This window comes from Varibaculum sp. (assembly GCF_008661855.1).
GTDB lineage: Bacteria > Actinomycetota > Actinomycetes > Actinomycetales > Actinomycetaceae > Varibaculum > Varibaculum timonense_A.
Genome location: NZ_RPZY01000023.1, coordinates 185,765 through 197,996, shown reverse-complemented (window position 1 = coordinate 197,996; position 12,232 = coordinate 185,765). Strand labels below are relative to the sequence as shown.

The following is a 12,232-nucleotide window of genomic DNA, read 5'->3' as shown; positions in this document are numbered from 1 at the left end:
ACCGAGATCTACACGCGTAAGATCGTCGGCAGCGTCAGATGGGTATAAGATAAAGCCCTCAGCTCGCGCCCTCCCCCGCCTAATCTGTATCGGGGAACCGAGTGCCCAAGTGGCAGCAGAACTTGGGTTAAAAGTCGCGGCAGTAGCGAAAACTCCTGATGCTGCTGGATTAGCCCAAGCAATCAGTTCATGTAGGCAGTAAAAATCCCGCGCTTTCCTAGATGCAGGAAATAAAACCCGGTTCTTGCCAAACAGCTACCAGAAAATGTTTGCCCAAACCCATTTTCCCTGCATATATGTGTTAGGTTCGGAATGGTAAAATGAACTATGACTTATATGCCGCCAGAAAACAATGCGAACCCTGTTCCTCAAAATTTCCCCACGTCACAAACCCCCCAGTTTTCACCAGTAAACCCCCAAATGCCCGCTAAGGGGTTGCCTCCGGCAGCTCCCACCAAGAAACGCATGAGTACCGGAAAAATTGTCACTATTTGCACCCTGACGGTATTTTTCATTGCGCTAATCGGTTTGTTTGTCGCCAACACTTTAGTGGCAAGTTTGCAAGAGAGATCCTTGAAAGACGAATTCGTCAAAGAGGGATTTTCAAATGTGCGGGCTGAAATTAACTCTAGCCCTATGCTCCTCAGTTACTTTAAAAACTATTATCGCGAAGCAAAAGTAACTGCCTCGGCGGGCACTCTTGCTACCGAGGGTTCAAAGCAGGAATTAAAAATCAAGGATTTACGGGTTGTTTTTCATGGCTTAAAAGGTGGGGATAATCCCATCGCTGAAAATGGCAACATGACTTTCATCGTGCCGGGTGAAGAATTTGATAAATCCATAAAGGAAGATGCCACTGCCTCCAAAATGAATATGCGGCGCAACGGTAACAAAATTACTGCCGAGGGGGAAGAACAAGGTTTAAAAATTCGTGTCGAAATGACTATGCAATTTGAACCTGGTAAAGATGGGAAATCTGGAAAGCTCTTCATGTCGATAGACAAAATAACAATTAACGGTAGTGAAGAGTTCATGGGACAAAAACTAACCCCCGCTGATTTTGGATTTAAAGATAATAGAGAAGAAATTCCGCTAGGTTTCCAAGATGGTTCCGTTCTGAAGAACATTGTTTTTTCGGGTAAAGATATCAAGTTTGATATTGATGTAAAGAACGTCAAACTAGCGGATATCGGCTAGATTCTTTTACTTTATTCAGGGAATAGAAAAAGCTAGCCTCGGTGCGGCTGACTCTCTACCTAACTCCTGAGAAGGTAAGAATCGGTTTTCAGCTAACGGATATTCAAATTTTTGGGCACATATCTCGTGTCACCCCTCGGGCGCGGTATGCTTTTCCTAGTTTTCTTATCCGCAAGCCGCATGGCTAAGCCAAGGAGGAGCGATTGTTTAACTCCCACGAAGAAGCCCTAAAATTTGTTGCCGACCAGGATATTGAGCTGATTGATATCCGTTTTTGTGACCTGATTGGTACCAGTCAGCATTTCACGATTCCCGCTGACCAGTTTGCGGATGCCCTGGAAAACGGCTTGATGTTTGATGGCTCCTCTATTCGTGGTTTCACTTCGATAGAGAAATCAGATATGAAGCTCATAGCTGACGTGTCTGATGCTTATGTGGATCCGTTCCGCGCTTGCCCCACCTTGGTGGTGAATTGTTCCATCGTGGATCCTTTCACTGATGCGCCTTTCCCCCGCGATCCTCGCCAGGTGGCTGCTAAAGCGGAAGCCTACCTGCGTTCTACGGGAATCGCCGATACCTGCTTTATTGGTGCCGAAGCTGAGTTTTATCTCTTCGATTCAGTTCGATACCAAACCCAGCCTTATGACACTTTTGTAAAACTCGATTCTGTTGAAGGATATTGGAATACAGGTCGGGAGGAAGAGGGCGGAAACCTGGCCTATAAGACTCCGCTCAAGGGCGGATACTTCCCGGTTTCGCCCTCCGATAAGTTCTGTGACCTGCGTGATTACATGGTTAAGTTACTTAGTGAATCAGGTTTAACTATGGAACGGGCTCACCACGAGGTTGGTTCCGGCGGGCAACATGAAATCAACTATCGTTTTAACTCGCTGATGGCGGCGGGTGACGACATGATGAAATTCAAGTACATCATTAAAAACGCCGCGCAAGAAGCGGGAGTAACCGCTACCTTTATGCCTAAACCCATGGCGGGCGATAACGGTTCGGGAATGCACACCCATTTTTCGCTCTGGAAAGAGGGGAAACCGCTGTTTTATGACGAAACCGGTTATGGTTCCCTCTCTGACCTGGCTCGTTACTTTATTGGAGGCTTGCTGCAGCACGCACCAGCGCTGCTAGCGTTCACTAACCCTTCGGTTAATTCTTACCGGCGGCTAGTTCCTGGTTTTGAGGCTCCGATTAACCTGGTGTATTCGGCCCGGAACCGTTCTGCCTGTATCCGGATTCCGGTTACTGGTACTTCCCCGAAAGCTAAACGGGTGGAATACCGGGTTCCTGACCCTAGCGCGAACCCTTATCTGTCTTTCGCGGCTTGCCTGATGGCGGGGATTGATGGGATTCAAAACCGCTTAGAGCCGCCAGCTCCAGTGGATAAAGATCTCTATGAGCTGCCACCTTCCGAATACCATGACATTCCGAAACTGCCTTGTTCCCTGGATGCCGCTTTAGATGCTCTCCGCGCTGACCAGGACTTCTTGACTGAAGGCGAGGTATTTACCCCGGATTTGATTGAGACTTGGATTAACTACAAGGAGCAAAATGAGGTTGCCCCCCTGCGACAGGTGGTACATCCTTATGAATTCCAGCTTTACTACGATATTTAAGTCAGTTCTCTAAACAAACCTGCCCCCGCGGCCTCGGAAAAATATTGGCTGTTACCTACGATTTTCCGAGGTCGCGGGGGCAGGGTTTTGCTACCGCGCTATTGTTTTGGCAGACGTTTCTTCCTGTTAATTTCAACTTCCCACAGTACAGCAGCTATCACCCCGAAAATCGGCGCAGCCATCACCATAACTCCCGCACCAAAAGGGAAACCTTTGCCCGTGTTTATCACATAGATAATCAGTAATCCTGTTACCAGTAACACTGCACACAGAATAGTGAATATCCAGGAAAATGCTTTTAGCATTTAGTTTCATCCTTTCAACTTATTCTGGGCTTTGAGGGGTCAGCATACGCCATCGGCGATAAGTAGTTTTTCTAGGGATTTATTATCGTATTGTTTAGAAATTTCCGGTCGATAGCTTTCCCTGGCTCTTACTAGAGCTGTACATAATTCCCCTGCTTTTTCTTGGTATCTATTTCTTCTAACCATCTGCTCCTCGCTTTCGTCGATAATCTCGCCATCTTCGCTTTCGACTTGTGCTGGGGCTCCTTCTTTCATAAATGGAGCAGCGAGTTTATCGAACTCGTTTAGGCTTTTCCGCATTTGCGCATTGGTTTCCATTGCCTGATACCCTTCGAGGAACTCTCGGATAATCCCAATTTCTTTTGAAAAACGTAGTGCTGCAGCTTCACTAATTGATTCTCGATATTTTGTTTCTTGCTCATCTGAGTTGCGCCACGCAGAGAAATTAGCGGGCTTAAACGCAGGTAGTTTTAGCTTTTTTTGGAGGTTATCAATCCAGGGTTTATACATGGTGTAGAAAGTCTCAAAAGCTTTATCTTTATTGAGATATTCCGGATTTAACAGCACTTTGTAATGCTTTTTCTGGAACTGCATATTGGCAATTACGGGTTGATAGCACTGGTTAGCGCTTCCCTCTACTCCATATCCGGCATCAGTAGCATCTCGTAGGGTGGACAGTGAACACCAGCTATACATGGGTAGATTTGTTATATCCTTCGTACTGGCATTGTCCTTAGTGTGATTGCCCCACAGATAACCCACTCCAAGCCCAGTCACGCAGGTTAAAACGCAAGCTAAAACAACCGCTCCTATCTTTTTATTGATCTTCATTTTTGCAATCCCCTCGTAGTATTTGATGTGACACTTTCATGCTTTCAAAAAGGATTACGCATATTCAATGGTCAAGTGGCTGTATATCAAGAACAGGTGGCTACTGTTAATGACCAGGTGGCTTCCCAATGGTTGTTGATCTAATAAGTGTGTTGGCTACCCACTCGCCTACAGCGCAAGAGAAACAAAACATATATTCTTAAGGAAAACAACGAGGGGGAGCGGTGAGCAAACCAGAAATCACTATCGGCTTGGTCGATGACGACCCATTTGCATTACAGGCATTATCTGCGATTTTAAATTCCACTCCCAAGTGCTCTGTAACTTGGGCAATCTCCAATCCTGCGCAAACTCTGGAATCCTGTAGGCGAAATCCTGTAGACCTGGTATTACTTGATTATTTATTAGGAGAAACAACCGGGGATTTAATCTGTAAACAAATTATCCAGCAGAACCCGCAACAAAAAGTGGTGATAATTTCTAGCCTAGAAGTTGCTGATGTTGCCCGCACTGCCCTCCTCGCAGGAGCTAGAGGATTTCTAAGTAAATCCGACATCTTAAAAGACTTAGCGAGTTTTATATCAGTCATAATGCAAGAATCGGTAGTTGTATCTCACGCGGTAGCGCAAGGTTTATTCCATGCTATCCCCGCCCCCTCTCAAATTGGTCTCACTAAGCGTGAACAACAAGTTTCAGAATTGATATTGCAGGGAATGTCTAACCGTGAGATTGCGGAAAAAATGAGTTACTCCCTGTCCACGGTGAAAGAAACTGTAACTGCGCTGCTGGAAAAACCCATACTTCCTCGCGAACAGCAGCGGTAGCCGTCCTTGTCCAAGACGGGGCGGTGAGCTACCCGAAAACCCTCCCCTAAAGCGGGCGTTAGCGTACAAAAAGCTAACTTCTGCCTAGGGGACACCAACCTCGAGTTGTAATAGATTCTGCCAAAGGTTATTACGCTTGCCATAGGTGAGCAGACCGCCGATACTCAGCATCCGATTAGTAGAAAGTTCTAATCCCATCTTTGAAGAATCCACCGAGATAGTCCGGATGTGATTCCTAGTTTCTAGACGAAAGCTATTCTCGCAGATTCGCGCATTTACTGTTACCGGATAATCGGAATCTCCGTAACGGAAAATGTTCTCGAAAAGTTCCGCGAGCACCTGCTCTACAATACTTGTTTGCTGCCGCGAGCACTCTATATCTTCAGATTTTTCACACTGGCAAATAACTTGAAATCCCTGCTGTTCTAACCGATTACACAGCTGAGCAAGATAATCCTGCAAGCTTTCGCTCATGAACCTGTCTCTTTCGGGAGAGATGTTTTCTGAATTTATAAGGGCGCGAATAGCCTTCGATATTTCCTTGGTTTCATGGGCAGCAGTTTGCCGAAACTCATCCGGTGGCAATAATTTCCGCTGGCTTTGTTCCGCAGCCAGCAAAATGTGAGTGCAGTGCGCAAAACATTATCGTGGAGACGAATGTTGAGATTACGCCGTTCCTCCTCTCTAGCTGCCTGCTCGTCACGTCCGATTTGGAAAGAGCGTTCCATCCAAACCCTTACAAGTATTCCGGCAACCGAAAAGCAAACCACATTAGAAAACGCACCTATCGCTTCCAAATTAACTGGGTCTTGCCAAATAAAGACGAAAAAGACATTAATTACCGTGGGAATCAGTACTGCTGGTCCTAAACGTTTAGGGGAGAAGGAGAAAGTATCTAAAAGAGCGATATTTGACGCGGGAAAAATAGGTGCCCAGTAAATCTCATCTCCCCCAATCAATGCGAAAGAAGTAAGCGCATACCCTATCCAGAACATGGGGAAACGGATTGCTAACAAAGCCATAGTTAAAGCTTCAATCGCCAGCAGAAACCCGATATCAAATCCTTGGGTAAATATCCCGTCGTACAGTAAAAATAGGCAGTAAAAAACTGCGACTGCAATAATTACTGCTCTGAGGAACAAAATTTTGCGAGTGAACTTTTTGCCTAAAGTTTGCCGGTCAAAATATAAATACGAACCGAGAACCTTAAATACCTCATCCACAGGAAAATGATACTTAAAACTGTAGGGTAGATGCTGGAAATAAAGACGTAGTTACGAACGAATTGGCATTTTTCTTTGAGTAGAGGACGCATAAACCGGTATTGGCACGCATCCTGGCTTGCCGACAACCTTTAGAAAAGCAACAGGCAGGTGGGTTAGAATCGTGCCAGATAGCTAGGGAGAAAAAATGACAGATGACTTTATGCTGAAACCGACTATTCGTCCTCGCCGCCTGCGGGCTTTCCCCGCAATGCGCAACCTGATTGCGGAAACTCGGGTCAGTCCCGCCCAGCTGATGCTGCCCGCGTTCGTGCGAGACGGGATTGAGGAAGCTGTCGAGATTCCCTCTCTACCGGGGGTTTTTCAGCATACCGTGGAGTCTATTCGCGCCCTTGCCTCCGAATGCGTTAAAGCCGGAGTCGGCGGAATCATGCTGTTCGGGATTCCCAATACCGCTGATAAGGACGAGCAAGGCAGTCCTGCCTGGGATCCAGACGGGATTTTGAATCGCGGTATCCGCGCCGTGCGCGAAGAAGTAGGAGATGAGCTGGTAGTCGGGGCTGATACTTGCCTGGATGAGTTCACTAGCCACGGACATTGCGGGGTACTCACTGCTGACGGCCAAGTCGATAATGATGCCACCTTGCCGCTGTATGCCAAAATGGCGCTCAGCCAGGCGCGCGCCGGAGCCCATATGGTTGCGCCCTCGGGGATGATGGATGGCCAAATCGCGGTGATTCGCCAGGCGCTTGACGAGGCTGGATTCACCGACACCACCGTTTTGGCTTACTCGGCAAAATATGCCTCCGCTTTCTTTGGTCCTTTCCGGGATGCGGTTTCCTGCTCTCTAGAGGGCGATCGCCGCTCTTACCAGCAAGATCCCCGTAACCGCCGGGAGGGCGTATTTGAAACCCAGCTAGATTTAGCCGAGGGCGCCGATATGGTGATGGTTAAACCGGCTGGCTACTATCTGGATGTGCTGGCTGATGTGGCGGAAATGTCACCGGTTCCAGTCGCGGCCTACCAGGTCAGCGGGGAATACGCGATGTTAGAGGCAGCGGCCGCTAACGGCTGGATTGACCGCGAACGCGCCATTGATGAATCCTTGCACGCGATTGTGCGCGCCGGAGCCGATACAGTGCTCACTTATTGGGCGCTAGAGTACGCGCAGCGAGTAAAGTAACCTGCTCAATGCCTGATTCTCCCCGCGTGCTAGCAGTTTCCGAAGTGGCTCATGCCGCTAACTGCCAGTGGCGGCTCTGGTGCTACCTCACCGACCATATGGAGTTGAAATCTGCCGATGTTTTCCACCGTTATATCGGGGATTTAACTAGCGCCGAGGAAGAAAAACTGGCTGCCCGCTACCGAGCCGCGGGTAAGATTTTTCAAACAAATCTTGCAGCTACCAGCGCAGACCTTACGGGAACGCTTCCTTTCCTCCTTTACGAGGACGAATCCTGGGTATTGCAGTTACCGCGATTTTCTGCCCATGCCCGCCTAGATTCAGTACATCTCCTGGCTGGTTTCGCCCATTTAGCTGGCGCAAATCAGCAGTTGTTAAACGCTGCTTTCCCTACTTTAGAGGCTAAACTTGCTCCTTTCGCTCAAATCTTGCTAGCGGATGGTAAAACTGTAGATTTTCCGCTGCCAGAGCTAGAGGAACTGTGGGAACCTATTGCGGAGCAGGCGCGCACTTTAAGGAGCGACCAGGATTTACTGTCTGCTACCCCCGAGGAGGCTTGGCGCGCCCTCGACACCGTGTGTGGAAGCTGTTCGCACTGTGCGTGGGCGCTAGCGCGTTTCGATGACCCCTTGCTGATCAGCGGAGTGGGCCCGGGACTGCGCCGGGAGCTGCGAGGTGAGAATATCTTTACTGCCAGCGAGTTTGCTACAAATCCGCCTGCTGGTTACAGCCCGGAACTAATCCGACAAGCCCGCTTACAGGTCAGTCAAAACCCCGCAGAACTGCTGCTAGAAACTAATCCCCTGGCTCCGGCGCTAATGGCTCTTCCCGCGCCCCAGGCGGGGGATGTGTATTTGGATTTCGAGAATGACTCCCTTTGGGGGTGGACACTCAAAGACCATACCGGCCTCATTTACCTGGGTGGTTTGGTTTGTTTTGACGAAGAGTCTTGGGGGGAGCAAAAATCTTTAACCCCGGCGTTGCCGATTCGCGGCCACGACGCACTACCGGCAACAGGCAGCACAAACGTAGCGGAGGAAGTAGGGGAACTATCAAAACGCATCGGCGGAAAATATCAGAGTTTTTGGGCACATAACCGCGCTCAGGAACGCCAGCTACTAATTGATTTACTGGATTTTTTGCGACAGCGTTTCCGCCGGTTTCCTGGGATGCGTATTTATCATTATTCCCCACAAGAACGCCTCTACCTGCAACGGTTATCTTCCCGTCACGGATTACTACAAGGGGAAGTGCGCGACTTGCTGGCAGCTAACGGCCCGATGCGCGACCTACAGCAAGTGGTGCAATCAGCTATTCGCACCGGTCAAGGCGGATATTCTCTGAAAGAGATGGAACCGTTCTATATGGGGTCTTGGATGCGTTCAGAGGATCTGGATAATGGCGCGGATTCGGTGATTGTTTACGATACCCTGGCGCGAAAAGGCGTCCTCGAACCTGAAACTAAACTACCGGCTGAGGACGCCGAGCAGCTACGCCTCCTCGCCCTCTATAACGAGTATGACTGCTGTTCAACCGCACTTTTGCATCACTGGTTGGTTAATCAGCACCGCCGATCGCACCTAAGCGTCGCAACGGAAACTATCGACCCTGAAGCCGAATAGAATCCCGCCTGGGATTTACCCGCTTTGATTTAACCTGCACTTTTCGCTTAAGAAAAATTACAGCTAGCTCTACTGTTGCGGTCTCTATCCCCGTGGGAAAATGGGGTTATGAGTGATAATCAACCCCAAGCAGACAGCTTCAGTAACCAGCACTATCCCGGGGGTCACCCCGGATTCTCCAACCCCTCTTTCCCTCAATATACTTCCGGGAGCGAATACCGGTCTTATCCCCCCACGATGCCCACCGCTCCTGGCGGTAATTCCGATAGCGGTCAGGTTAGCTCCGATGAGCGTACGATGGCGATCTTGGCACACTTAGCAGCCGTGATTGCAATGGTAGTTTCTGCTGGTTGGCTCACTTTTGTGGGGCCGCTGATTGTCTGGTTTATTTATAAAGATAAAAGCCGGTTTGTGCGTAACGCTGCCGCCGGTGCCTTTAACTTTAACTTGGCGATGAGCATTACTTCTGTGGTGGCTTGGATACTTTGCTTCACCGTAATCTTGATACCTTTGTCCCTCATCGCATTTGCAGTGGTTTTCATAATGACCCTAGTGTGCTCGATTAAAGGCGCGGTGAAAGCCTCCAATAAGGAGTTTTATCACTACCCGTTTGGGATTAATCTTCTTGACTAACTCTCCGGTAAACCCTAGAAACTATTTGTGACCTATGATACTTAAAGGGCTATCTTCCTGGTAAGCGGATTTTCGCTACCCAATTGTTTTCGTTTTCAGATTTTTCCTGTCCCTGTTCCAGGATTCTTTCAGCCCAGAGCGTAAAGGTATCATTTGTTGATTTGGATTACCTAAGCGAGACTTAGATTATTTTGAAAGGATTCACACTTGTCCTTTATCGGGAGAGCCTGGCGCTACGTAGTCAGGAAACCAGTAAGAACCATTGTTATATTAGCGGTACTCACAGTGGTAGCTACCGTTTTGATGTCGGCAGATGCCATTGAGAGGGCGAGCGCACGCGAAGGCGCAAAGGTAGAAGCGAAAGCGGGCGCCGGTTTCGTCCTCGGAAATAATCCCCAGTTCAATCAGGGAACCCCGCGGGGAGCCGGTACTGTTAAAGGTGCAGACATAGAGAAAATCGCGAAACTATCTGGCGTTAAAAGCTATGTTGCCAGGCAAAACGTTACAGCCGATTTGGTTGATGCCAAGACCCAAAGACTAGGCACCAATGATTATGACGAGAAAAAAGAAGCACAATTCGGTAATGCCGTGAACGTTTGGGGAGTAAACCGCACCGATATCGATAATAACTTCCGTTCAGGAGCGCTCACCCTAGTTTCCGGGCGACATCTAAAACCTGAGGACCGCAATAAAGCCATCATTCACGAAGATTTAGCGAAAGCAAACGGTCTTAAACTTGGTAGCAAATTGAAACTAAAGGGAAATCCCTACGACGTGGACAATTCCCGTAAATCTACCGCTCAAACCGAAGCAGAAATCGTGGGGCTAGTTCGCGGTTCTAACACTCGACAAGCTGCCCAACGCAGTGAGCTGTTTTCCAATACGGTATATACAGACCTGGACACCACCCGCGCCCTCTATCAAATGAATAAAGACAACGAGATTTACCAGGACGCGAATTTCTTTGTTGCCTCCAACGCAGATTTAGAAAAAGTTCAAAAAGAGGCCAGTGCCTTAAAGATTGATTGGCAAAACTATCAGCTTTCGCCCTCTACCCAATACCTTGCTGGAATTACTGGGGCAATCAGTGGAATAAACTCGCTGATGAGCACCACTAAGATTGCGGCATTTGGATTCGCGTTATTGATATTAACGCTGGTGCTTTTCTTGTGGATGAATGAACGGAAGAAAGAAACCGGGGTACTGCTATCGGTGGGCACCTCAAAGCGAAGTATTTTTGCCCAATACCTGTGCGAACTGGTCGTAACTGCGATTCCTGCTTTCATATTGGCGTTCTTTGCGTCCCGCTCGATTGCGCAATGGCTAGGGGATTCGGTTCTATCATCGGTAAACAATTCGCTGCTACAGGAACTATCCCAGACTGGACAGGCGGGCGCGGATATTGAATCATCGACTGCCACGAAAACCCTTGACACCTTGGCAGTATCGCTTTCTACCCCCTCGGTCGTTACCGCGGTGCTATTAACCCTGCTAGTGGGAGCTATTTGTGTGCTGGTAGCATCCTTGCCGATGCTGCGCCGCCCCCCGCGCGCCCTATTGGTGGATATCAAATGAGAACATTAAGTGTATGGAGACGCGCCTGGTATTCAATCAGTCGCCGACCGCGCCGCGCCTTGCTGCTTACCTTGATAATGAGCGTAGTTTTTACTGCTCTAGTTTCACAATCAGGGGTTCGCGGACAAGTCGCCCAGATTTCAGATGCCATTAACTCGGGGGTAAACGCCGGTTTTACCGCTCAAAGCCAAAACGGAATGCTAGCGCAAAGTGAGGCAGAGAAACTAGCGCAAATTCCGCAGGTCAAACGATACTCTTTCGAAAAAGAGACTCTCGCTAAACCTGAGGGCGCACAGCTGGTAGCCAGCGCAAGCGGGATTCAACTGGATGCGGCTTTTGCTGGGAATGCCGGAATCATTGGCACGCGCAACAGTGATTTAAACCCGTCATTCTTGGGCAAACTCTACCGTTTAGAAACCGGTAAACATCTTAAAGACGCAGGGCAGGGGGCACTAATTCACCGTGACTTCGCCAAACGAAACTCTTTACAGGTGGGTAGCGAGCTTCGCCTTTCCCAAAACGGCACGGAAGTAAAAATACCGGTAGTCGGAATTTTCAGTGGAAAAACCGAGAATCCAAGCGGGCTTCCCTCTGGGGCTTCAGAAAACCAGATTTTCACAGATTTAGCTACCAGCCAACGTTTAGGGGGTAAAGACCTCAGCGTTGCCCGCTATTTCACTTCCGGCGCAGACACTTTACCGGCGGCTTTACGTTCCGCTCAGCAAGCGACACCGAAGCTAACTATTGAATCTAACGCGACCCAGTTCGCGGGAGTGCTAGCTAGTCTTTCCGGGGTGAATAAGCTACTGACAGGATTAGCTTTCGGAATAGGGGGAGCCGGGCTGGCCGCCCTCGCCCTGGTCATGATTTTTTGGATCCGAGGACGTACCCGCGAAATTGGGGTGCTGCTGGCGGTTGGTAAAACCAAGATTGACATATTGCGACAGCTCATCATAGAAAGCGCTATTTTAGCGCTAGTGGGTAGCGCGATAGGGGTACTGGTGGGAAGTCTTTTATCTTCCCGGGTCTCTTCCCTGGTATTTGCCAACTCTGCTACTCCCTCTTTATCCGCGTTGAGCACGGTAGGCAACGTTGGGGGAGTGCTTAGCGCAGCCGCCCTCGGATATGCAATTACTTTCGCAGCGCTCCTGTTAGCAACCCTGCCCCTTCTTCATCAAACCCCGAGAGCCATTCTCTCTAAAAACAGTTAGGAA

Annotated in this window: 13 protein-coding genes; 9 read left to right on the top strand and 4 right to left on the bottom strand. The window is 48.9% G+C overall.

Features of this window, described 5'->3' with window-relative positions; genetic code table 11:
* The 3 genes from QZT94_RS02925 to glnA form a co-directional block, all read left to right on the top strand.
* On the top strand, window positions 1–202 hold a 202-nt coding region (locus QZT94_RS02925; protein ID WP_296773150.1), incomplete at its 5' end, for a hypothetical protein.
* Between the two features lie 125 nt (window positions 203–327).
* Entirely contained in the window at window positions 328–1,197 is an 870-nt protein-coding gene (locus tag QZT94_RS02920; RefSeq protein ID WP_296762686.1) for a hypothetical protein, read from the top strand.
* Between the two features lie 203 nt (window positions 1,198–1,400).
* Window positions 1,401–2,822: a type I glutamate--ammonia ligase gene (glnA, locus tag QZT94_RS02915; RefSeq protein WP_296762650.1), complete on the top strand. Its 1,422-nt coding sequence runs from the start codon at window positions 1,401–1,403 to the stop codon at window positions 2,820–2,822.
* Window positions 2,823–2,920: 98 nt separating this feature from the next.
* On the opposite strand, the gene QZT94_RS02910 is transcribed toward glnA, so the two are convergent.
* Entirely contained in the window at window positions 2,921–3,127 is a 207-nt protein-coding gene (locus QZT94_RS02910) for a hypothetical protein (protein WP_296762648.1), read from the bottom strand.
* 39 nt (window positions 3,128–3,166) lie between these two features.
* Complete coding sequence (locus QZT94_RS02905; protein ID WP_296762646.1) at window positions 3,167–3,958, bottom strand: hypothetical protein; 792 nt, start codon at window positions 3,956–3,958, stop codon at window positions 3,167–3,169.
* 224 nt (window positions 3,959–4,182) lie between these two features.
* Between QZT94_RS02905 and QZT94_RS02900 the strand changes: the two genes are divergently transcribed.
* Window positions 4,183–4,782, top strand: a complete 600-nt coding sequence (locus QZT94_RS02900) for a response regulator transcription factor (RefSeq protein WP_296762644.1) — start codon at window positions 4,183–4,185, stop codon at window positions 4,780–4,782.
* Window positions 4,783–4,866: 84 nt separating this feature from the next.
* Here QZT94_RS02900 and QZT94_RS02895 read toward each other — a convergent pair whose 3' ends face one another.
* Together QZT94_RS02895 and QZT94_RS02890 are read right to left on the bottom strand one after the other, a co-directional pair.
* On the bottom strand, window positions 4,867–5,256 hold the full coding sequence (locus tag QZT94_RS02895) for a hypothetical protein (protein ID WP_296762642.1): 390 nt from the start codon (window positions 5,254–5,256) through the stop codon (window positions 4,867–4,869).
* Between the two features lie 35 nt (window positions 5,257–5,291).
* The gene (locus QZT94_RS02890) at window positions 5,292–6,005 is read right to left on the bottom strand and encodes a hypothetical protein (RefSeq protein ID WP_296762640.1); all 714 of its coding nucleotides are present in this window, start codon (window positions 6,003–6,005) and stop codon (window positions 5,292–5,294) included.
* Window positions 6,006–6,192: 187 nt separating this feature from the next.
* On the opposite strand from QZT94_RS02890, the gene hemB reads away from it, so the two are divergent.
* From hemB to QZT94_RS02865, 5 genes are all read left to right on the top strand, one after another.
* Window positions 6,193–7,188 carry a porphobilinogen synthase gene (hemB, locus tag QZT94_RS02885; RefSeq protein WP_296762638.1) on the top strand — a complete coding sequence of 332 codons (996 nt, stop codon included), beginning with the start codon at window positions 6,193–6,195 and terminating at the stop codon, window positions 7,186–7,188.
* 8 nt (window positions 7,189–7,196) lie between these two features.
* The gene (locus QZT94_RS02880) at window positions 7,197–8,810 is read left to right on the top strand and encodes a ribonuclease H-like domain-containing protein (protein ID WP_296762636.1); all 1,614 of its coding nucleotides are present in this window, start codon (window positions 7,197–7,199) and stop codon (window positions 8,808–8,810) included.
* Window positions 8,811–8,918: 108 nt separating this feature from the next.
* Entirely contained in the window at window positions 8,919–9,443 is a 525-nt protein-coding gene (locus QZT94_RS02875; RefSeq protein ID WP_296762634.1) for a DUF4870 domain-containing protein, read from the top strand.
* Window positions 9,444–9,650: 207 nt separating this feature from the next.
* Entirely contained in the window at window positions 9,651–11,018 is a 1,368-nt protein-coding gene (locus QZT94_RS02870; RefSeq protein WP_072510537.1) for an ABC transporter permease, read from the top strand.
* Window positions 11,015–12,229, top strand: a complete 1,215-nt coding sequence (locus QZT94_RS02865) for an FtsX-like permease family protein (protein WP_296762631.1) — start codon at window positions 11,015–11,017, stop codon at window positions 12,227–12,229. Before QZT94_RS02870 ends, QZT94_RS02865 begins: the two co-directional genes overlap by 4 nt.
* Window positions 12,230–12,232 lie beyond the last annotated feature (3 nt).